This is a genomic window from Myxacorys sp. (assembly GCF_059501405.1).
Genome location: NZ_JCACCM010000082.1, coordinates 1 through 20,950, shown reverse-complemented (window position 1 = coordinate 20,950; position 20,950 = coordinate 1). Strand labels below are relative to the sequence as shown.

Here is a 20,950-nt window from a genome sequence, read left to right as displayed (position 1 = left end):
TTTCGCGAAAACCTTATTTGAGAGGTGCCTTACGGAGCGTGCTTAGTCTTACAGAGCGTGCTTAGTCCTACGGAACGTACTTACGGAGGAATCTAAAATTAGGATTAAGAAAACTAAGAACACTGAAGCTGTTCGATAGAATAACCTACTCACCTGTTAGGCTATAGCGAGATTTCTCGGAGAGCGTTATTCGCGTAAATTCACTGAAAATTGCAGCGAAATAAGGTTTTTTCCTAAATTTGATTTAAGAATACGTAGATTTATTTCAAATTTTTAGGAAGACTTCACTGTTTTAAATGTTACTTACAACTATCAAGTAATATCCGTTTTATTACTCAGAAAAGAATTGCAGATATTCTCCATTAGCCTAATAAAACTGGGCCTGAGGGTTAAACGGAGAGTTTGAGCAGGATTTGCACGTTGTTATATAAAGCACTGAATAAACTGCTTAAATACGGATAAAAAATCGAGTTTTCATTCTTAAAGAACCGATGTGTTCAGCATCTATGTGAAATTACAGAATTTTCTCGTTTATATGTTCAATTTTATTAAGTAGCTTCAGTGTAATTACGAATTTTATAAAATCTTTAATAATATAGTCATGCTTTACTGACAAATCTATCCCTCAAGACAGATGAAACCGCCCCGAAGCTGGGAAGACTAGCGCAGTTAACTAGCTATACTTAGTCATTAAGGGATCATGATGAAGCAGATTCGGATCCAGGGGTATCAAATTCGAGAAACGATCTACGACGGTTCTAGAACTCTCGTTTATTCCGGCTATCAGGAATCGAATCAACGGGCTGTTGTGATCAAGCTACTCAAAAACCCTTATCCCAGCTTCACAGAACTGTTGCAGTTCAAGAATCAGTACACCCTGATCCGACAGCTTGATTCACCAGGAGTGGTGCGTCCTTACAGTCTGGAGCCTTACCACAATGGGTTTGCTCTGGTGATGGAGGACTTTGGCGGAATTTCGCTAAAGGAGTATAGTCCTATCAAGAACCGAGGTGGTAGAGAGCCGGGAAGCGTAGAGTTTCTGGCGGAATTTCTGCGGATTGCGATCGCCCTTGCTGATATTCTCGATCGGCTTTATCACCATCGCATCATTCACAAAGACATCAAGCCTGCCAACATTTTGGTCAATCCCACCACTGGGCAAGTCAAGTTGATTGACTTTAGCGTGGCGTCCCGGTTGCCGCGTGAAACGCAAACCCTCACTAGCCCAAACGTTTTAGAAGGCACACTGGCCTATCTCTCGCCCGAACAGACAGGGCGCATGAATCGGGGGATTGACTACCGCACCGATTTCTACTCTCTGGGCATTACCTGCTTTGAACTACTGACGGGTCGGTTGCCCTTCAACTCAGATGATCCGATGGAGTTGGTACACTGTCATATTGCTAAACAGCCTCCGACGGTTCATCAACTTAATGCCTCTATTCCATTAATGGTTTCAGCCATTGTCAGCAAACTGATGTCAAAGAATGCAGAAGACCGATATCAGAGCGCTCTGGGCTTAAAGCATGATTTGGAGATCTGTTTGCACCAGTGGCAAGATCACGGCACAATTGCTCTCTTTCCATTGGGACAGCGAGACATCTCAAATCACTTCATCATTCCCGAAAAACTTTACGGTCGAGAGCAAGAAGTTGCCGAGTTGTTAGCCGCATTTGAGCGAGTGACACAGAGCCAGGAGTCAGAGACGTCTTGCTCTTTGCCCCCTACGTCCCATTCCTCAAGAAGCGAACTCGTCCTCGTTGCGGGCTTCTCTGGTATTGGCAAGACTGCTGTAGTCAACGAAGTTCACAAGCCCATTCTGCGGCAACGAGGCTACTTTATTAGAGGTAAGTTTGACCAGTTCCAGCGCAACATTCCCCTTTCCGCTTTTGTGCAGGCATTTCGCGATCTGACAGGGCAATTGTTAACTGAAAGCGATGCTCAGGTAGAACGGTGGAAACTCAAAATCTTGAAAGCGTTGGGCGAAAATGCTCAAGTGATCACTGAGGTTATTCCAGAGCTAGAGCGCATCATTGGTGAGCAAGCCCCTGCTCCAGAATTGGCGAACAGTGCAGTGCAGAACCGCTTCAATGTTCTGTTCCAAAAGTTCATCCAAGTCTTTACAACACCCGACCATCCCTTGGTGATTTTTCTCGATGACTTGCAGTGGGCAGATGCAGCATCGCTCAAGCTGATGCGACTGCTCATGAGTGGTACTGAAAGCCACGATTTACTAGTCATTGGAGCCTACCGCGATAACGAAGTTTCCCCTAGCCATCCACTGATCCTGTCAGTGGATGAGATCTGCGAAGCCGGGACGCCTGTCACTACGATCGCTCTAGCACCTTTGACTCCAGCACATGTCAATCGTCTGATGGCAGATACCCTTAATTACACGTCAGCAGAAGCACAACCTCTCAGTGAACTGATCTATCGCAAAACCAGCGGCAATCCCTTCTTCACGACCCAATTCCTCAAATCTCTGCATGAGGACGGTCTGATTGCCTTTGACGTTAGGACTGGGAAGTGGCAATCTAACCTAGAGCAAATCAAGATCCTGTCCCTAGACGCTGACATTGTGGAGTTTATGCGGCTTCAGTTGCAGAAGTTGCCCGATGCTACTCAAACTGTCCTCAAGCTGGCGGCATGTATCGGCAACCAGTTTGATCTAGCGACCCTATCTGTTGTCTGTGAGCGATCGCCCAACGATATTGCCAGAGATCTATGGGCTGCCTTGCAGGAAGGATTCCTCTTGCCAACTGGGGATGAGTACAAGATGTTTCACGATGGCGATGAGGGTTCCTTAATTATCGGTAGCCAGGACGCATCCAACCAATCACCCAGTTACAAATTTTTCCACGATCGCGTTCAACAAGCAGCGTATCTGCTCATTCCCGATGAGCAGAAACAGGCAACTCATTTCCGGATTGGTCAACTGCTGAATCAGATTGCTGAGGAGAGAGATGAGAAACTCTTTGAGATTGTTAATCAACTAAACTTAGGTGCAGCGTTAATTAGCGACGCGACCGAGCAGCAGGAGCTAGTGCGACTTAACCTACAGGCAGGACGCAAAGCAGTGGCGGCAGCAGCATACAGTGCAGCATCTGGGTATTTCACCATTGGGCGGAACCTGCTGTCAACGGATGCTTGGGAGCAAGAATATGAGCTAACACTGATGCTCTATTCAGAAGCAGTAGAGGTGGCTTACCTCAACGGTGAACTGGAGCAGATGGATCAACTGACGGAGCAGGTGTTGCAGAAAGCCAAAACCTTGCTGGATCAGATTCAGGTTTATGAGATCAAAATCCAAGCAAACATTGCTCAGAATCGACTAGCAGAGGCATTGGCACTCGCTTTATCGGTGCTGCGCCTGCTGGAGGTTGATCTGCCAACGGCTCCTACCGCATCGGATACTGAACATGCTCTGCAACACATCCAAACGGCGTTAGCCGAACGAGGGCCTGATGCACTAATCCATCTACCTCTGATGCAACTGCCTGAGAAACTGGCAGCAATGCGAATCCTAGCGACGCTGATCTCAATTACGTTCGTGTGTTATCCGCCCCTGCTGCCCTTAGTGATTTGTGAGAAAGTAAACCTGTCTCTGAAGTATGGAAACTCGGAGTGGTCTGCTTTTGCCTACGCGAATTATGGGCTTTTGCTGTCTACAACAGGAGACACTGAAACCGGATATCAGTTTGGACAACTGGCAATTCGTTTATTAGATCAACTCAATGCCAGAAGCATTCAGGCGAAAACTTTCACGATGGTCTATGGCATGACCGTCCACTGGCAGCAACTTCTAAAAGCCTCGCTAGATCCTCTTATGGAGGGGTATTACACGGGATTGGAAACTGGGGATATTGAGTATGCAGCGTACTGCATTCTGCATCACAACGAGTACGCCTACTTTTGTGGACGGGAACTCAATAAACTGGCAGAGCAATTCGCGGCTCACAGTAATGCACTAGCTCAAATCAAGCAAACTAACACACTGACTTATCACGAGATTTATCGACAGACTATCTTGAATTTGCTCGAATCGCCGGAGAAGCCGACTTGCCTAGCAGGTGAAGCGTATGACGAAGGGCAATTGCTGCCACTTCATGAGCAAGCAGATGACCGATACGCCCTGTATCAGGTCTATCTCAACAAACTAATTTTGAGCTATCTATTTGGGGACGTTGAGCAAGCCGCTCACTTTGCGGAACTAGCAGAACGCTACATCGACGGCGTCTCAGGCTTGTACTTTGTCCCGGCGTTCTACTTCTACGATTCGCTTGCAAAATTAGCCAGTTATGCAACGGCAGCAGCAACGGAGCAAACGGAAATTTTAGCAAAGGTGCAGAGTAACCAAGAGAAGATGCAGCAATGGGCAAACTCTGCACCGATGAATTTTCTGCACAAGTTTCACCTCATTGAAGCAGAGCGGTGTCGGGTCATGGGACAATTCACGATCGCAATGGAGCAGTATGATCATGCGATCGCTGGAGCAACGGCGAATCATTTCCGCCAGGAAGAGGCTCTCGCTTACGAACTGGCAGGCAGGTTTTACCTGGAGTGGGGCAAGGCCAAAATTGCTCAGGTCTATCTGACGGATGCTTACTATGCCTATGTTCGCTGGGGCGCAAAGACAAAGGTAAACCACTTGGAGCAGGAATATCCGACGTTGCTCACGCTGGTGTCGCAACCCGAAAGAACTCCACTCAAACGAATTGCGATCGCCTCTACGACAACGACTAGTTCTGGCTTAAGTAGCAGTTTAGATGGTTCCAAGGCCCTGGATTTGACGACGGTGATCAAAGCCTCTCAAGCGCTTTCGGGTGAAATTCAACTCGATCAATTGTTAGCTAACCTGATGCGCGTGGTCATTGAGAATGCTGGCGCGCAGAAAAGTGTGCTGATGCTATACCAGGATAAACAGTGGGTGGTTGCAGCCCAAGCTGACAATGAGGCTGAGGCAACGATGCGATCGCCCGTAGAAGGAACGGCTTCGCAACTGCCCATTCCAATTGAGTCTAGCCGCGTGATGCCACAGTCCATTCTCAACTATGTGGCTCGTACCTTTGAAACGCTAGTGATCGCCGATGCCCGGACAGAAGCACCCTTCTCAACCGATCCCTACATCCTTGTACAGCAGCCCAAAAGTGTGTTGTGCATGTCGATTCGGAATCGGGGTGAACTCATTGGAATTCTGTATCTGGAAAATAACTTGACGCTAGGGGCGTTTACCAGCGATCGCATTGAAGTCCTACAACTCCTGATGGCCCAGGCAGCGATTTCTCTGCAAAACGCTACACTCTACAATACCTTAGAACAAAAGGTTGAACAGCGCACCCAGGAGTTAAATGAGAAAAATCAACATCTTTCCAAGGCATTAGCAGAACTGCAACGGGCGCAGACTCATTTGATTCAAACCGAAAAGATGTCCAGTCTAGGGCAGATGGTAGCGGGAGTAGCGCATGAAATTAATAATCCAGTCAACTTTATTCACGGCAATCTCGTTCACGTGCAGGAGTATGCCCAAGATTTGATGCACGTCTTACAGCTCTATCAGAAGCACAATGCCCATTTGGTTCCCGAAATTCAAGCAGAGGCGAGCGAAATCGACCTAGACTTTTTGCAGAAAGACCTGCCTAAGACCCTGAAGTCTATGAGAGTAGGAACCGATCGGATTCGGCAAATCGTACTGTCGCTGCGAAACTTCTCACGAATGGATGAAGCTGAATTCAAGTGCGTTGATCTTCATGAGGGCATTGACAGCACGCTCATGATTTTGCAGCACCGTTTGGACGCCAGACCCGAACGCCCGGAGATTGAGATTATCAAAGAGTACAGTAAGTTACCCCAGGTGGAATGCTATCCCGGACAACTCAACCAAGTAGTGATGAACATTCTGGCGAATGCGATCGATGCGCTAGAGGAAGCCGATGCTAAGCGAACTTATCAGGAAATCAAAGAGAACCCCAGTCGAATTATCATTCGTACATCAGTCAGTCAGTCTCAGTCAGTAAAGATTGCAATTTTGGATAACGGACTGGGGATGCCAGAATCAGTCAAACAACGAATCTTCGACCCGTTCTTCACGACGAAGACGGTTGGTAAAGGAACAGGGATGGGCATGCCCATCAGCTACCAAATTGTGACTGAGAGACACGGCGGCAAACTAGAGTGTTTTTCTACTTTTGGTGAAAAGACCGAGTTTGTGATTGAAATTCCTATCCGCCAGCGAGCTTATGCAGTCGCTTAAGGCAGTTCTAGAGTCAATCATCTCGTTGCTTTAAATGCTGCTTTGCTGAAGCCTGCACTTAAAGCAACGCAGCAACGGTTACGGCAATTTGTGCATTACCGGGCACTTGTTTGAGGCAGAGTAGGCGCAAGCACTTGATCAATTTCTTGTAATACCTCATTACTCAATTGCACTCCAGATGCCCCGGCGTTATCTGCTACTTGTTCGGGACGACTGGCCCCAATAATGGTAGAAGACACCCGCTCATCCCGTAATACCCACGCTAGCGCTAACTGCGCCATCGTAAGGTTTAATCGCTGGGCGATCGGCTTCAGGTTTTGCACAGCACTTAGGGTGCGATCGCTCCGCAAGTCCCCCATAAACCCATTCATCCGATCATTAGCTGCACGGGAGTCTTGAGGGGGAGCTTCTCCCGGTTTATATTTTCCGGTGAGAACGCCTTGTGCCAAGGGAGACCAGACAATCTGACCAATGCCATTCGCCGCACATAGGGGAAACACTTCTGCTTCCGGTTTACGCCGGAGCATGGAATATTGCGGCTGGCTAGAGACAAATTTTTCTACATTGGGTAAATTCAATGCGGCTTGAATCTGGGCAGGACTCCACTCACTAAAGCCGATGTAACGGGCTTTTCCTTGCTGCACGACCTCCGTCAAGGCTGTCATCGTCTCTTCTAGGGGAGTATTTACGTCATAGCGATGGCACTGATAAAGATCTACATAATCGGTGCGGAGGCGCTGGAGTGAAGCATCAATTTGCTTATGAATCTGGGCAGCAGATAATCCCTGATCCGTGTCCGACATTGGAAAAAAAACTTTCGTTGCCAAGATGTATGAGGTGCGATCGATCCCCTGCAGCACTTCACCCAGCAATGATTCTGCAGCCCCTCGTCCATACACATTGGCAGTATCGATAGTGTTAATGCCCACATCAAACGCTTTGTGAATGCACGCTTCAGCTTGTTGCCGTTCCACACCGCCACTGTAGGTCAGCCAGGAACCTAAAATCAGCTCGGAAACGTTGAGATCGCTACTGCCAAGTTGTCGATATTGCACGCTTGTATCCCCATTCAAATGACTAACGGCTATTGATTGCTTAATCAATTAAACGTAAAAGATTAATCGTGACTTCGACATCACTCATCTGGTATAGCGCACCATACAAGACATGTATCTCGCTGCCAGACTGGGTAGCTAATCTTCTTGATGACATTTGGCTGTAACTCGATCCTGCCCTCACGAGGAGCTGTCGCCCAAGTGACACAAAATGGGTATATCCGCCGACTTCCTTAAATCTGCCAAATAAATCAGCTAAAAGCGAGGGGCGAATCACTTTAGCGATTCACCCCTCACTCACCTAATAGCTATCTGACCCTGGAACTGGGTATAACTCACATTCGCTTGGCAACTGCTCTAACGAAGCGTCACGAATTGCCCGCCAATGCTGATAGAGCCGATCCCCACTCCAGTCACTGCGATTAAACTGTCTCACGGCTTCATCTAATTCTTGAATCGTCTGAGGTACTGGAACACTAACGTTAAACTCGTCCATAGTACATCTCCAGTGATGGTGAAGAGAATGCTGTAATAAATAATGCAGCCTACTGTAATGACGAATTAGAAAAACAGGATTTAAATAAAGGTTAGCTGAGGTTAACCCTTCTTAAGAAACCGACTTAAAAAAGCTACTTATTATGAGGATCGCCACGCTTGCGGCAATTGAAATGAATGAACCTCTTGAATGACTTGTACCCAACCTGTGGCTAACGCTTCGAGGATGCGATCGCCCTTCTCCTGTGAAGCAGTTGTCGGATCGCCCAACACACCACTGCGACTGAGATCCCGTGTCATCCAAGCAAACGGTAATGCTCCCTCCATACTTAGAACGCCCACGCGAGGCTCGCCTAATGGATATTCTGCGGCGGCACGATCCATCTTGACCTGCTCTGGCAGAATCGACAGCAACAGACTTGTTTCTGCGTCCCCTGCGTGGATGCCTAATTCTAGTTCTTTTGGTGATAAAAGATCTTGAGCGATTTTGCCTATTAGAGGAACTTTCCAGGTAAATAGCGGAAAGACGGCGAAATCTTCGTGCTGCTGATGCAAATCACGGGCAGCAATCTCCAAAATTTGGGGCTGTCCCCCATGAGAATTCATAAGGATTAGTTTACGAAATCCTGCTCTGTAGACGCTTTCTGCAACATCCATTAACACCGCGAGCAAGGTCTGGGCGCTGAGGGTAATTGTGCCCGGAAAATGCCAATGCTCATTCGACTTGCCGTAATACAACATGGGCAGCGCGTAGGCAGGAATTGTTGAATCTAACTGCTGTAGCGCTTTTCCTAATACCGAAGCGCTAATTGCTGAATCGACGACAAGTGGTAAATGAGGCCCGTGCTGCTCGATCGAGCCAATGGGTTGAATGATGACAACATTTTCTTGATTAGGCATGGCTTGAACATCTGTCCAAGTGAGGTAAGGAAAATAGCGATCGCGGGGAATGAAGCCGTGCAGCATGGGGAGGGATGAGGGATGAGGGATACATAACACGAGAGGACTCACGGTATAGTTTAGTCTGAGAGCCTAGAATACTGTTGCGAGAATGCAAAGTGCTTCAGCGCTGAGGCATTTCACCTCTCATTCCTATCCTTCATCTTTCATCCCTTGAAACAACGCCTCGATACCTTACTTGTCGATCTTGACCTTTGTTCCTCGCGGCAGCAGGCGCAACGGTTGATTCAAGCTGGAGAAGTGACGGTGAATCAGCAAATGGTTGATAAGCCGGGAACAGAGGTCGATGTGTCCGCCCAAATTGCGGTGAAGCAGCGATCGCAGTATGTTTCTCGTGGAGGCGAGAAGTTAGCCAAAGCACTGCAAGAATTTCAGATCGAGGTGCGCGATCGCCGGTGTCTCGATGGCGGCATTTCGACTGGAGGCTTTACTGATTGTCTATTGCAAGCGGGTGCAGCACTCGTTTATGGAGTTGATGTTGGATACGGACAAGTCGCGTGGACGCTGCGACAAGATCCGCGCGTGATTTTGCGCGAACGAACGAACATTCGTCACTTGACCCCCGAAGAATTGTACTCCTCTGAGCAACCCATGCCCGATTTAGGCGTTGTGGATGTTTCGTTTATTTCATTGACAAAAGTATTACCTGCACTGTGGACGCTATTGCAAGATCCGCGAGAAATTGTGCTGCTGGTAAAACCTCAGTTTGAAGTCGGGCGCGATCGCGTGGGCAAAAAAGGGGTCGTGCGCGATCCAAACGATCATGCTGATGCGATCGCTCAAGTGCTTCAATCAGCTCAAGCCCTGGGCTGGCGTTACCGAGGGCTCACTTGGTCGCCACTGTTAGGGCCAGCAGGAAACATTGAATATTTGCTTTGGCTAGATGCTCGCAACAGTGCACTCCTCCAAACGGAGCTACTCGCGCCTGATGTCAATGAAATTCGGCAACTGACCAAGCTCTCGCAAAAGACCTTAACTCGTGAAGCAACGGCTTAGCCCAGTAAACTACCATTAAATTTAGCTGAAGCAGCGGAACGCTTGCTTTGTTCTCACCGCTTGCATCGCTCCTAAAACAGCCGCCATCCATCCTGGAAATAGAGTAAAGCATACAAGACGCTTGCTGAAGAAATATCCTTCGAGGATGGTAGATTAATCTCATCCAATATCGTGATTGTAATGCTCAACTAGAAGCGTCAGAAAATTCTGCTTATCCTCAGATGAGAGATTTCTTCGTTTATATCGATTGTGAATGAAGCAGAAATGATCAAGGCAGCACCAGAAGAGCACAAAGAGGAAAAGAAATAGTAAATAGACACTGTTTCTACAAGAGCGTTATTCTAAATCACAACACGGCAACTATTAGGAGTATGTCATGACGATTAGCCAAGAGCGGAACCTGCACACTCAGCCTTTAGATGTTCCGAGTGCTATTGTGCAACGGCGATCGATTAAATCATTCAAACCCGACGCGATCGCGCCAGAACTGCTCCGTCGATTGGTTGAACTGACGGTTGCGGCCCCCAGTAGCTACAACATTCAAGATTGGCGCATCGTTTTAGTCCAAGATGACGCCCAGAAGCAAGCGCTCTGCGAGGCATCTTGGAATCAACAACAAGTGATTCAAGCTCCGGTGACGTTTGTGTTTGCAGCAGATAGTACGGCTGGAGAAGGCGATCTCACACCGATCTATGAGCAGGGGATCAGTAGTGGTGCTTGGACAGAAGGCACGGTGGAGTATTTCAAAACAGCAATTCCGCAGCATCAAGCGGGCTTAGGGGATAAGCGCCGAGAATACGCCATCAAAGATGCGGTAATTGCCGCCGTGCATCTGACGTTGGCGGCCGAGAGTTTGGGCTTATCAACCTGTTACATGAATGGGTGGATTGAAGAAAAAGTGAAAGCCGTAATTGGTGCAGAAAACGATCCGAATCTAGCGATCGCGCTGCTAATCCCGGTAGGCTATGCCGCAGAACCTCGCAAAAATCCGGGTCGCCTGCCGTTTAGCGCCAATGTGTTTGTCGATCGAATGGGCAATCCTTACGAAGGGTAATTGATCGGTAATTGATCGGTAATTGAATCGAGCTTCTCCATCTCATCGTTGCTTAACTCTGGAGAGAACTATGCGATATAAACTTCTCGGACACAGCGGGTTACGGGTTTCTGAACTTTGTCTTGGAACGATGACCTTTGGCGACGATTGGGGGTGGGGCGGCTCGTATGATGAGAGCCGCAAAATGTTTGATGCGTTTGCAGACGCTGGCGGCAACTTTATCGATACGGCAAATCTGTATACCAACGGAACCAGCGAGAAGTACGTGGGTGAATTTGTGAAAAGCGATCGCGACAAGTGGGTGATCGCGACAAAGTATTCGCTCAATATGGGCAATGGTGGAATGAATGCTGTTGGCAACCATCGTAAGAACATGGTGCAAGCGGTAGAAGCAAGCCTAAAGCGATTGGATTTGGAATATATCGATTTGCTTTGGCTGCACGCTTGGGACTCGACTACGCCCGTTGAAGAAGTGATGCGATCGTTTGATGACTTGGTGCGCCAAGGCAAAGTCCTCTACATTGGTGTCTCCGATACGCCCGCTTGGATTATTTCGCAGGCAAATACGATCGCGCAGTGGCGTGGCTGGACGCCATTTGTCGGATTGCAAATCGAGTACTCGCTAAAAGAGCGCACGCCAGAGCGAGAGTTGCTACCGATGGCGCGAGCGTTTGATATCGGAGTAACGGCTTGGAGTCCGCTTGGTGCGGGGGTATTGACCGGAAAATATAACAAACCAGAAGCGGCAGAAGGGCGATTGAACAATCCCAACACATCGCGTCCAGTGTCAGAGCGGGACATCAGCATTGCTCAAGTTGTGCTTGACATCGCGGCTGAAATTGAAAAAACTCCCTCACAAGTGGCCCTGAACTGGATTCGACAGCAACCTGGAGGCATCATTCCAATTATTGGCTCTCGCAAATTGACGCAGCTACAAGAAAACATGGCGTGTTTAGACTTTCAGCTAACGCCAGAGCAACTTCAACGGCTAGATCAAGTCAGCGCGATCGCGCCAGGATTTCCCCACGATTTCTTGCAGAGCGACCAGGTTCAGAACTTTGCGTTCGGAGGGACGATCGCTCAGATTGACAACCATCGCGGCTAACCTCCGGTCGTGAGACAATCCAATCTGGGAAAATTCAATGAATACCCCTTCGCATTTTTTAATGACGGCAGCCTTGGGAAAGGCATTGGCCAGAGTTCCGATTGTTAAAGGTGCGTTTTTATTAGGGGCGATCGCGCCTGATCTTCCGCTTTGGCTGCTCTCGATCGGCGGCGTACTGTATTACCACCTAATCTTAGGCTGGACTTGGGCAGAGACAGCGCGATTGATGTTCGATGACTTGTACTTTCATCACCCATTTTGGATTGCCTCACACAATCTTTTGCATTCTCCACTATTGCTGCTCGTGGGAATTGCCTTAGTGCGGCAGTTTCGTCGCTATATTAATTCATGGCAACGATGGGCTTTTTGGTTTCTAACAGCGTGTTTATTTCACTCTACGGTTGATATTTTTACCCACGTTGACGATGGTCCTCTGCTGTTATTTCCGTTGAATTGGACATTGCGATTTCATAGTGCAGTTAGTTATTACGACGGTCGCTACTACGGAGCAATTTTTCAGCAGGTTGATCTCTTTCTTAATTGCGTGTTTATTGTTTATCTTTTATATCCACGATTGTATTGCTTTATTCGTGGACGGATATTCCATCGACACTAAGCTTTTGGGCATTTTTGTGACGACATTACGCTTTTAATCCTCATTCATCTAAATCTTCTATGTTTGCCGATTTTTTCCATTAAACGTCCTGTTTTCGCCACCGTTTGTTCATTGATTGTTCTAATTGCTGGAGCTGTTTGCTTACCGCTCTTGCCGATCGAACAATATCCTGATATCAGCCCCGTTCAAGTTGCGGTTGTTTCTAACTATCAGGGCGCAAGTGCCGACGTGGTTGAAAAGACCGTTACGAGCCTGTTGGAGCGGCAGATCAACGGGATTGAAGGAATGCGTTACATGACCTCGATCAGCAGTAACGACGGAACTAGCCAAATCACAGTTACCTTTGAACCTGGGCGTAACAAAGATTTAGCGGCAGTAGATGTACAAAATCGCGTCTCGCTTGCTGAACCAACGCTGCCTGAACCGGTACGCGTTCAGCAAACAGTCTAGCTCGATCGTGTTAGGAATGGGCATCTACGGCAACAAAGGGCAGTATGACAACATTTTTCTGAGTAACTATATCGCGTGTTTAGAGTGATCAATCACGGCCTTCGATGCGGAATGGATATCGTCGCGGCCTCGGTTTGACAGTACGGACGAAGTATGCGATCGCAGCCTCTGAGTCTCGCCTGCGTCCGATTCTCATGACTTCACTCTCGTTTGTATTGGGTCTCGTGCCCATGATGCTAAGTAGTGAGGCGGGAGCCGTTAGCCGTCAATCTCTGGGAACTGCTGTCAATGGCGGAATGATTTTGTCAACGCTACTGAGTCTGTTTATTGTGCCTGTGTTATATATCTTAATCTCAACAGCTCATGAACACTTGAATAAACAGATGAGCCAACGGTTAGGAAAACGTTCCTCTATCGAAGAACCTCTACCCTAATGGCAACGGGTCTAGAACTGCTTTCAGTGACTATACTGAAAGCAGCCGCGATCGCGCATTTATAAATAAAGAATTTTATATGGATAATCTTTTTAGAGAGTTTGAAGAACACTTAGATCAAGGGTTTGATGCTCTGGTCAGTTTCGTTGTAGAAATGGAAGGACGAGCACAGCAGACGTTTCAGACGGAGACTTGGACTTCTCGTAGCGGTACTCCTTCTGCTCGCCAAAGGCCCTTTCAGACCCCTACTCAGACGGCGAGCAACGTCAGCGTTACATCGCCACGTAACGACGGCGCAGAACTGAAAGAGGTCGGCGGCTTATCTGAGGTGCTACGAGACCTGCGAGAACTCGTCGAACTTCCCCTAAAGCGTCCAGATCTGCTCAGCAGGTTGGGGCTAGAACCCACGTCAGGCGTTTTGTTGGTGGGGCCACCCGGAACAGGCAAGACGCTCACGGCTCGTGTACTGGCTCAGGAACTGGGCGTGAACTACATCGCGATCGTTGGCCCTGAAGTGATGGGCAAGTACTACGGGGAAGCCGAGGCGCGGCTGCGCAGCCTGTTTGAGAAAGCGGCTCGGTCTGCCCCTTGTGTCATCTTTATCGACGAAATTGATAGTCTTGCGCCCGATCGCGCCCACGTCGAAGGTGAGGTTGAAAAGCGAGTGGTGGCTCAACTGTTGAGCTTGATGGATGGCTTTGCCCGAACCGATGGCGTGATTGTGCTTGCTGCCACCAATCGCCCCGATCACCTTGATCCGGCCTTGCGTCGTCCGGGACGGTTTGATCGAGAAGTTCAGTTTCGCGTCCCCGATCGCGCCGGGCGACTCGAAATTCTCAACATCCTCACCCAGGCAATGCCGTTGGATGAGGATGTCGACTTGAACGCCATTGCCGATTTAGCTGTGGGCATGGTGGGTGCAGATCTAAAATCGCTTTGCCAAAAAGCTGCTTATCTCACACTCCGCCGTCACATTCCATCCCTAAACGCCCCTCTTCCAGATACCATGACGGTCGCTCAGGCAGACTTTCTGCAAGCCATCAGACAGATCAAGCCTGCGGTTCTGAGATCGATCGAGATTGAAACTCCTAACGTCTCGTGGGAGTCGATCGGCGGGTTGGAAACGATCAAGCACACCCTTCAAGAGTCTGTTGAGGGGGCATTGTTGTATCCCGAACTCTACCACCATACCCGTGCGAAAGCTCCGCGCGGCATTCTGCTGTGGGGACCGCCCGGAACCGGAAAAACTTTACTCGCCAAGGCCGTGGCAGCACAAGCCAGAGCAAACTTTATTGCGGTCAACGGCCCAGAACTGCTCAGCAAATGGGTCGGAGCGTCAGAACAGGCCGTGCGAGAACTGTTCACGAAAGCAAGACAAGCCTCTCCTTGCGTTATTTTCATTGATGAAATTGATACGCTTGCCCCAGAGCGCGGCAGATTTCAAGGCGATTCAGGCGTGAGCGATCGCGTTGTGGGTCAACTGCTCACAGAACTCGATGGCTTACAGGACTGCACCGATGTCTTACTGGTGGGAGCAACAAATCGCCCAGATGCGCTGGATCCAGCGCTATTGCGGGCAGGACGCTTAGATCTACAGCTGAAAGTTGATTTACCCAATTCGACCAGTCGCCTTGCTATTTTGCAGGTTCATAACCGCGATCGCCCATTATCGGAGATTGATTTGACCTATTGGGCAGAGCAGACTGAAGACTGGAATGGGGCTGACCTCGCGCTGTTAAGCAATCAGGCGGCGTTAGAAGCGATTGGTCGCTATCGGGCTGAAGGATTGAGTGATCCCAGTAGCATTCAAATTACAACCAATGATTTTGAGACTGCTTATCAACGGCTTGCTGATCAACGAGGCTCTACCTAGAAACGCTCAGTAGAAATGCAATATTCGGAGTATTCAGCTTCTCCAAATGCCGCCGCGCCAGCTTTAACACTAGCGATCGGGGTTGTGTAGATTAAGCCCATAAACCCAAAAAAAGATGTGCCTAAATCTCGATTTGTTGAAGAAATCGAGATTTAGGCACAATGGAGAATGCGATTAAGAAGGAACAATGGTCAGAGAGCTATTGAAGAGCTTCAGGAGACAACATGATTTTCCACAAATCACTCAATGCTCCTCCTCCCACACTAAAGCTACCTGTTGGACCAGTGTTTGAACCACTGTTTAAACCGTTGTCGCCGCGAATTCCAATACTGAACGAGCGGCCCAACGGCAGCTGTCCCACTCTTCCATAACCTAAAATATTGTTTGAATCGCGAATGGTTGGCTGATTAAGCCGAAGCAGCAGCTGACTGCCGCCGACAAAGTAAAGGGTAGCAATATCCCGTTTGAACTCTACCTCAGCATCAAACACTCCACCCGTGGCGTAGGAATAGACCTTGACAGGTAGCCTCCTGCCATCGATCGTCTTCCCTCCATATTGGGCAGCCGAGGTCGGCAGGGTCAGCAGGAGTAGGACAGACGTAACTAAGGCACATACTCTCATAACTCACCCTCAGCCTTTCTTTTCAGTCGCGATACCTTCTAGATTAGGACAGCTTTTCGCCATTGTGTAGAGAAGTTGTGTAGAGAACTTCATCACAGCTCAACTATCGAATCTCTACCTCAGCTAGAGCGCCCGACCCCTTACGACTTCAAAAATTGGTCACGCTCTAGTAAGGCTTCGCCGTGATCAGGAATCCACGCTACCCAGCGGCCATCGGTTGCTTCACACAACAGGAGCGCTTGATCGTCGCTGTACTCGGAAAGGCGATCGCGCAATTGCACCCATTGATGGGCTTGGGGAACGAATGCATCTACTGGAGTAACTGACGGCTGAGAGCCTAAAGGGACTACTCTCATAAAAAACCTCATTCTGTACTTCTTGATACAGAAATTTTAGAGCTTTTACCAAAAAGTTTCCTGTATTGTTTTACAACTTAACGTACTGTGCCCCTCAATCAGCCCCTTCCTGAAACGCGCATTTATCTGACTAGCCTTACCACGCTAGAAAAAAAGTGGGAGAGTTATCTTGGAGTACTTTTTTCAGCACTTGGCTTTTGGCTATCCTGTCCGTGATTAGGAGTGGGATCTAAATAGCGAAGTGCCGTAAGAATTGGAAGTGCAAGTCATAACGTCAGGATGAAGATGCGAAATGAAGGTTGAAACGATTAAGACCAAGCCGTTCTTAGATCAAAAGCCGGGCACATCCGGCTTACGCAAATTAGTGACTGTTTTTCAGCAGCCCCACTATCTCGAAAATTTCATTCAGTCTACTTTTGACAGCCTCGAAACCATTGAGGGACCCATTAAGGGACAAACGATAGTCCTTGGCGGAGATGGGCGATATTACAACCGACAAGCGATTCAAATTATCTTAAAGATGGCAGCCGCGAATGGGATCGGACGAGTCAAAGTCGGGCGGGGCGGGATTCTTTCAACCCCTGCTACGTCGTGTGTCATTCGTCAATCGCAATCATTGGGCGGTATTATTCTATCTGCAAGCCATAATCCGGGCGGACCAAACGGCGATTTTGGGGTGAAATATAACATTCGCAACGGCGGACCCGCACCTGAAAAGGTAACAGAAGCGATCTTTGCGCGGAGTAAAGAGATTGACTATTACAAAATTCTAGAGGCATCGGATGTAGATATAGACACCCTAGGGGAATCTAAACTGGGGGATATGGTAGTCGAGGTAATCGATTCGGTCAACGATTACGCCTCGTTGATGGAAGCATTGTTTGATTTCGATCGCATCCATGATCTTTTGACTAGCGGAGCCTTTCGCATGTGCATGGATTCGATGCACGCTGTGACCGGGCCTTATGCCCAGGCTCTGTTTGAGCAACGCTTAGGCGCACCTGCGGGAACGGTGCAAAATGGCGTTCCACTGGAAGATTTTGGTGGAGGACATCCTGATCCAAATTTGGTGTATGCCCATGATCTTGTAGACGTGCTGTTCGGCGAGAATGCGCCGGATTTTGGGGCAGCTTCAGATGGGGACGGAGATCGCAACATGATTTTAGGGCGACAGTTTTTCGTCACTCCCAGCGATAGTTTGGCAGTATTAGCCGCCAATGCAACGTTGGCTCCGGGCTACCGAGACGGGTTAGCAGGAATTGCCCGGTCGATGCCAACAAGCCAGGCGGCGGATCGGGTGGCGGCTCAGCTGGGCATTCCGTGTTATGAAACGCCAACGGGATGGAAATTCTTTGGAAATCTCCTCGATGCGGGTCAAGCGACAATCTGTGGAGAAGAGAGCTTTGGCACTAGCTCCAACCACATTCGGGAAAAAGATGGACTGTGGGCGGTGCTGTTTTGGCTCAATATCTTAGCGGTGAAGCAACAGTCTGTGCAGCAGTTAATGCAAGAACACTGGCAAACCTATGGCCGAAATTATTACTCGCGCTATGACTATGAAGGAGTAGAGAGCGATCGGGCAGCCACTCTCATGTCAGGTCTCCACGCCAAGCTGCCAACGCTCAAAGGCAAGCGGTTTGGTCCCCGAGAAGTTGACTATAGTGATGACTTTAGTTATACCGATCCGATTGACGGCAGCGTGAGTCAAAATCAAGGCATTCGCATTGGGTTTACCGATGGGTCTCGCATTGTATTCCGCCTGTCTGGAACGGGGACTCAAGGCGCAACGCTGCGAGTTTATCTCGAACAGTATGAAGCTGAAGCGTCGAAGCAGCATCTCGATCCGCAACAGGCCCTAGCTGACCTAATTGCGATCGCAGACGAAGTGGCACAAATTCGTACGCTCACCGGAATGGAGACTCCCACAGTGATTACTTGACGTAACCCCGTCAAAGGCTCGCATCACTCATTCTGCTCGGGGCGGGCTGTCTGCTCAGGGCGGCCTGTCTCCCACCAAGGTTTTCTAATGCTTTGAGCTACGCCTCTGTGATGCGACCTGTTTGATACAACATGGTCGGAGTTGACAGACCATTAGCCGTAATCACGAAGCCGCTGCCAAATGTTGTCCAACTTGAATCACCGCATCACCCGGTCAGCCGCAGACGTGAGCAGAGTAAGTGCAGTTTCAATCGCTTCTGGCAAAGTGCAAGGTTCTTTCTCCCGCAATTTGTCGAGATCAATCCTTTGTGAAGGAGATTTGCAGGCGATCGCTGCAGGCCTAAATCTATCTTCTGACCCATATCCTCATCCATTTTCTATTGCTAGTGTCGAGCAAAGAGGAGAAGGTGATGGCTTCGTTTCGAACGACGCGACGCCAATTAATTCAAGTCTTGGGAGGAACCAGCTTACTTACACTCTTGGGCCGCAACCAGCGGGCGCAAACGATGCTGACACTCTACACCTTTGGGACTCGATTTTAGATTGTGGGCGCTACAACAAATTCAGCGTTCATCTGAGGCAACCGAACCTAGCCTGCGGGGTGTCTCAGAAGTACGGCGTGCTTTTTTTCCCTATGTCATGAACTACATTTAACGTGAGGGCTTCTATGGCGATTACCCCTTTGGGGAACTGCGAAGCAAACGCTCCTTACCAGCTTGGTTTTTCTGCCACTCATCAAGAAGGTGAGTTCAATGCTCTACCCATTCAGGGAAAGATTCCCCGATGGTTAAGAGGAAGCCTGATTCGGACTGGGCCAGGAACTCTAGAGGTGGGCAAGCAATCCTATCATCACTGGTTTGATGGACTCGCCATGCTGCGCAAGTTTTCTTTTGCCCATGGGCAGGTTTCTTTTGCCAACCGCTTTCTCGAAAGTCAGGCCTATCAGGAGGCAAAAGCCAAAGGTAAAATCAGTCGTGGTGAGTTTGGCACAACAGCTCGGCATTCGCTGTTAGAACGACTGACCGATCCCCTGCCTCGGCTGACCGACAACGCCACTGTGAACATTACAATGCAGGGCGATCGCTTCGTTTCCGTAACTGAATCCCCTTTTCCGATCATCTTTGATCCCGAAACTCTCAACACGATTGAGCAATTTCACTATCGCGATCGCGTCCCCGGACAAATCACCACTGCTCATCCTCACTTTGACTACCAGGAAAACGCCGTCTATAGCTATTTGGTCAATCTGATTCCTGGATGCAGCTATAGCATTTACCGGATGGATGCTCACAGTGATCAGCGCCAGTTAATTGCCTCTATTCCTGTGCAGCAACCTGCCTATATGCACACCTTCGGCATGACCGAGCACTACATCATTCTGGCAGAGTTTCCGCTTTTATTGAATCGCCTTAGTCTCGCGCTCAGTGGCAAGCCCTACATTGAGAACTACCAGTGGAAGCCGGAGCAGGGAACTCGCTTTCTGGTAATCAGTAAGGAAAGTGGTAAGGTGGTTCATTCTGCGAAGAGTGAGGCATTCTTTGCCTTCCATCATGTCAATGCCTTTGAGCAGGATGGCGAAGTGATGGTGGATTTGATCGCCTATTCCGACTCCTCCGTGATTCAATCGCTGTATCTGGAACCGCTACTGCATCATCCGGAACAGGTGATTGCTGCTGGAGAACTGCGTCGTTATTGCATTCCGCTGAGTGAAGCGATCGCTCATTACGAAGTTCTCACTACAGAAGTGATCGAGCTACCAAGAATCAATTACCAGCGGTGCAACACGCATCGTTATCAATTTGTTTTTGGAGTTGGAAGCTCCAAACCTGGTAACTTTATTGATCAGATTGTCAAAGTTGATGTTCAAAACGGCACGACTCAGATGTGGAGATCGCCCGACTGCTACCCTGGGGAACCTGTCTTTGCTGCCGCACCGGATGCCAAGTCGGAGGATGAAGGAGTCATCTTATCAGTTGTGTTGAATGCGCAGACTCAGAACTCTTTCTTATTGGTGCTGGATGGGCAATCCTGGAATGAGCTTGCCAGAGTTCAGTTGCCTTACCATCTGACATTTGATTTTCATGGTCAGTATTTTGATGCAATGGCATCCACTCAGCGAACCCAACTTCACCGATAAGTGAGTATTTTGTCGATCGCATCAACCGAGAAGTAGCGCATGAGCGAAATGATTGAGTTTATTGGGTTGGGAAACATGGGGTTGCCAATGGCCGCAAACTTTTTGGCAGCGAGATATCAGTTGAGAGTTGACAACCGATCTCCCGCTGTCCTTATAAAGCGCTATTTGTCATGTTTGAAGGTTTAGTGTTTCAATCAAGAGGCTCACTGGGTGTACATTTCAGCACCAGCAACATCTTTTGAAATTGGACAAATAAATGTGTAGAGCGAAGAAATAAGTGTCACAGCCGAAGGAATGTCACAGTCGCTTTTCACCCCAAAGCGTTGCAGCGTAAAGGTTTGAGGTTTTTTAGCCATCAATTTCTAGAGAAAACCCAGCCGAAGAATTACGTGTCACTTCGTGAGGCTACCGAAGGAATAAATGTCAGGCGTTGCATAATGGAGAGATGGATAAGGTGATTCTCTGCAGTGCCCGGAATGCCAGTCTACTCACATTCGGAAGAATGGAAAACGCAAAGACAAGCAAAATCATATCTGCGTGGACTGTGGGCGACAGTTCATCGATAGACTTGTCGGTAAATAAGGGAGAATAGAGAACAGTGACGAGATG

Annotated in this window: 18 protein-coding genes and 1 pseudogene; 13 read left to right on the top strand and 6 right to left on the bottom strand. The window is 48.7% G+C overall.

Going from position 1 to position 20,950, the window contains the following annotated elements; translation table 11 throughout:
- Positions 1-700: 700 nt before the first annotated feature.
- A complete protein-coding gene (locus AC5I6P_RS08600) occupies positions 701-6,250 on the top strand; it encodes a trifunctional serine/threonine-protein kinase/ATP-binding protein/sensor histidine kinase (protein ID WP_495693337.1) in 5,550 nt (1,849 codons plus the stop codon).
- Between the two features lie 95 nt (positions 6,251-6,345).
- On the opposite strand, the gene AC5I6P_RS08595 is transcribed toward AC5I6P_RS08600, so the two are convergent.
- The 3 genes from AC5I6P_RS08595 to AC5I6P_RS08585 form a co-directional block, all read right to left on the bottom strand.
- Positions 6,346-7,305: an aldo/keto reductase family protein gene (locus AC5I6P_RS08595; RefSeq protein ID WP_495693336.1), complete on the bottom strand. Its 960-nt coding sequence runs from the start codon at positions 7,303-7,305 to the stop codon at positions 6,346-6,348.
- A gap of 301 nt (positions 7,306-7,606) precedes the next feature.
- Positions 7,607-7,801: a hypothetical protein gene (locus tag AC5I6P_RS08590; protein WP_495693335.1), complete on the bottom strand. Its 195-nt coding sequence runs from the start codon at positions 7,799-7,801 to the stop codon at positions 7,607-7,609.
- Between the two features lie 140 nt (positions 7,802-7,941).
- The gene (locus AC5I6P_RS08585; protein ID WP_495693334.1) at positions 7,942-8,766 is read right to left on the bottom strand and encodes a creatininase family protein; all 825 of its coding nucleotides are present in this window, start codon (positions 8,764-8,766) and stop codon (positions 7,942-7,944) included.
- A 147-nt stretch (positions 8,767-8,913) separates the two neighbouring features.
- Here AC5I6P_RS08585 and AC5I6P_RS08580 point away from each other — a divergent pair, with 147 nt between their 5' ends.
- The 7 genes from AC5I6P_RS08580 (at position 8,914) to AC5I6P_RS08550 (ending at position 15,288) form a co-directional block, all read left to right on the top strand.
- The gene (locus AC5I6P_RS08580; RefSeq protein WP_495693333.1) at positions 8,914-9,756 is read left to right on the top strand and encodes a TlyA family RNA methyltransferase; all 843 of its coding nucleotides are present in this window, start codon (positions 8,914-8,916) and stop codon (positions 9,754-9,756) included.
- A gap of 376 nt (positions 9,757-10,132) precedes the next feature.
- Positions 10,133-10,810, top strand: coding sequence for a nitroreductase family protein (locus tag AC5I6P_RS08575; protein WP_495693332.1), 678 nt, complete (start codon positions 10,133-10,135; stop codon positions 10,808-10,810).
- 70 nt (positions 10,811-10,880) lie between these two features.
- Complete coding sequence (locus AC5I6P_RS08570) at positions 10,881-11,915, top strand: aldo/keto reductase (protein WP_495693331.1); 1,035 nt, start codon at positions 10,881-10,883, stop codon at positions 11,913-11,915.
- A gap of 37 nt (positions 11,916-11,952) precedes the next feature.
- Positions 11,953-12,531, top strand: coding sequence for a metal-dependent hydrolase (locus AC5I6P_RS08565; protein ID WP_495693330.1), 579 nt, complete (start codon positions 11,953-11,955; stop codon positions 12,529-12,531).
- Positions 12,532-12,642: 111 nt separating this feature from the next.
- Entirely contained in the window at positions 12,643-12,981 is a 339-nt protein-coding gene (locus AC5I6P_RS08560) for an efflux RND transporter permease subunit (protein ID WP_495693329.1), read from the top strand.
- Positions 12,982-13,085: 104 nt separating this feature from the next.
- On the top strand, positions 13,086-13,415 hold the full coding sequence (locus AC5I6P_RS08555) for an efflux RND transporter permease subunit (protein WP_495693328.1): 330 nt from the start codon (positions 13,086-13,088) through the stop codon (positions 13,413-13,415).
- A gap of 79 nt (positions 13,416-13,494) precedes the next feature.
- Positions 13,495-15,288 carry an AAA family ATPase gene (locus tag AC5I6P_RS08550; protein WP_495693327.1) on the top strand — a complete coding sequence of 598 codons (1,794 nt, stop codon included), beginning with the start codon at positions 13,495-13,497 and terminating at the stop codon, positions 15,286-15,288.
- A gap of 199 nt (positions 15,289-15,487) precedes the next feature.
- Here AC5I6P_RS08550 and AC5I6P_RS08545 read toward each other — a convergent pair whose 3' ends face one another.
- Positions 15,488-15,910, bottom strand: coding sequence for a hypothetical protein (locus AC5I6P_RS08545; RefSeq protein ID WP_495693326.1), 423 nt, complete (start codon positions 15,908-15,910; stop codon positions 15,488-15,490).
- A gap of 140 nt (positions 15,911-16,050) precedes the next feature.
- Positions 16,051-16,266, bottom strand: a complete 216-nt coding sequence (locus tag AC5I6P_RS08540) for a hypothetical protein (protein ID WP_495693325.1) — start codon at positions 16,264-16,266, stop codon at positions 16,051-16,053.
- A gap of 292 nt (positions 16,267-16,558) precedes the next feature.
- Here AC5I6P_RS08540 and AC5I6P_RS08535 point away from each other — a divergent pair, with 292 nt between their 5' ends.
- From AC5I6P_RS08535 to AC5I6P_RS08520, 4 genes are all read left to right on the top strand, one after another.
- The gene (locus AC5I6P_RS08535; RefSeq protein ID WP_495693324.1) at positions 16,559-18,205 is read left to right on the top strand and encodes an alpha-D-glucose phosphate-specific phosphoglucomutase; all 1,647 of its coding nucleotides are present in this window, start codon (positions 16,559-16,561) and stop codon (positions 18,203-18,205) included.
- A 409-nt stretch (positions 18,206-18,614) separates the two neighbouring features.
- Entirely contained in the window at positions 18,615-18,746 is a 132-nt protein-coding gene (locus AC5I6P_RS08530) for a hypothetical protein (protein ID WP_495693323.1), read from the top strand.
- A 125-nt stretch (positions 18,747-18,871) separates the two neighbouring features.
- A complete protein-coding gene (locus tag AC5I6P_RS08525) occupies positions 18,872-20,341 on the top strand; it encodes a carotenoid oxygenase family protein (RefSeq protein WP_495693322.1) in 1,470 nt (489 codons plus the stop codon).
- A gap of 39 nt (positions 20,342-20,380) precedes the next feature.
- The gene (locus AC5I6P_RS08520) at positions 20,381-20,527 is read left to right on the top strand and encodes an NAD(P)-binding domain-containing protein (protein ID WP_495693321.1); all 147 of its coding nucleotides are present in this window, start codon (positions 20,381-20,383) and stop codon (positions 20,525-20,527) included.
- A 17-nt stretch (positions 20,528-20,544) separates the two neighbouring features.
- Here AC5I6P_RS08520 and AC5I6P_RS08515 read toward each other — a convergent pair whose 3' ends face one another.
- Complete coding sequence (locus AC5I6P_RS08515) at positions 20,545-20,697, bottom strand: hypothetical protein (RefSeq protein ID WP_495693320.1); 153 nt, start codon at positions 20,695-20,697, stop codon at positions 20,545-20,547.
- Positions 20,698-20,803: 106 nt separating this feature from the next.
- On the opposite strand from AC5I6P_RS08515, the pseudogene AC5I6P_RS08510 reads away from it, so the two are divergent.
- Positions 20,804-20,905: pseudogene (locus AC5I6P_RS08510) on the top strand (IS1/IS1595 family N-terminal zinc-binding domain-containing protein); the annotation flags it as partial.
- Positions 20,906-20,950: the final 45 nt, after the last annotated feature.

Excerpts from the sequence above, each read along its gene's own strand:
- AC5I6P_RS08585 (WP_495693334.1), bottom strand. The coding sequence starts at position 8,766 with ATGCTGCACGGCTTCATTCCCCGCGATCGCTATTTTCCTTACCTCACT.
- AC5I6P_RS08545 (WP_495693326.1), bottom strand. The coding sequence starts at position 15,910 with ATGAGAGTATGTGCCTTAGTTACGTCTGTCCTACTCCTGCTGACCCTG.
- AC5I6P_RS08525 (WP_495693322.1), top strand. The coding sequence starts at position 18,872 with ATGGCGATTACCCCTTTGGGGAACTGCGAAGCAAACGCTCCTTACCAG.
- AC5I6P_RS08600 (WP_495693337.1), top strand. The coding sequence starts at position 701 with ATGATGAAGCAGATTCGGATCCAGGGGTATCAAATTCGAGAAACGATC.
- AC5I6P_RS08565 (WP_495693330.1), top strand. The coding sequence starts at position 11,953 with ATGAATACCCCTTCGCATTTTTTAATGACGGCAGCCTTGGGAAAGGCA.
- AC5I6P_RS08570 (WP_495693331.1), top strand. The coding sequence starts at position 10,881 with ATGCGATATAAACTTCTCGGACACAGCGGGTTACGGGTTTCTGAACTT.
- AC5I6P_RS08540 (WP_495693325.1), bottom strand. The coding sequence starts at position 16,266 with ATGAGAGTAGTCCCTTTAGGCTCTCAGCCGTCAGTTACTCCAGTAGAT.
- AC5I6P_RS08535 (WP_495693324.1), top strand. The coding sequence starts at position 16,559 with ATGAAGGTTGAAACGATTAAGACCAAGCCGTTCTTAGATCAAAAGCCG.
- AC5I6P_RS08550 (WP_495693327.1), top strand. The coding sequence starts at position 13,495 with ATGGATAATCTTTTTAGAGAGTTTGAAGAACACTTAGATCAAGGGTTT.
- AC5I6P_RS08520 (WP_495693321.1), top strand. The coding sequence starts at position 20,381 with ATGAGCGAAATGATTGAGTTTATTGGGTTGGGAAACATGGGGTTGCCA.
- AC5I6P_RS08530 (WP_495693323.1), top strand. The coding sequence starts at position 18,615 with ATGGCTTCGTTTCGAACGACGCGACGCCAATTAATTCAAGTCTTGGGA.
- AC5I6P_RS08555 (WP_495693328.1), top strand. The coding sequence starts at position 13,086 with ATGCGGAATGGATATCGTCGCGGCCTCGGTTTGACAGTACGGACGAAG.
- AC5I6P_RS08575 (WP_495693332.1), top strand. The coding sequence starts at position 10,133 with ATGACGATTAGCCAAGAGCGGAACCTGCACACTCAGCCTTTAGATGTT.
- AC5I6P_RS08590 (WP_495693335.1), bottom strand. The coding sequence starts at position 7,801 with ATGGACGAGTTTAACGTTAGTGTTCCAGTACCTCAGACGATTCAAGAA.
- AC5I6P_RS08515 (WP_495693320.1), bottom strand. The coding sequence starts at position 20,697 with ATGGCTAAAAAACCTCAAACCTTTACGCTGCAACGCTTTGGGGTGAAA.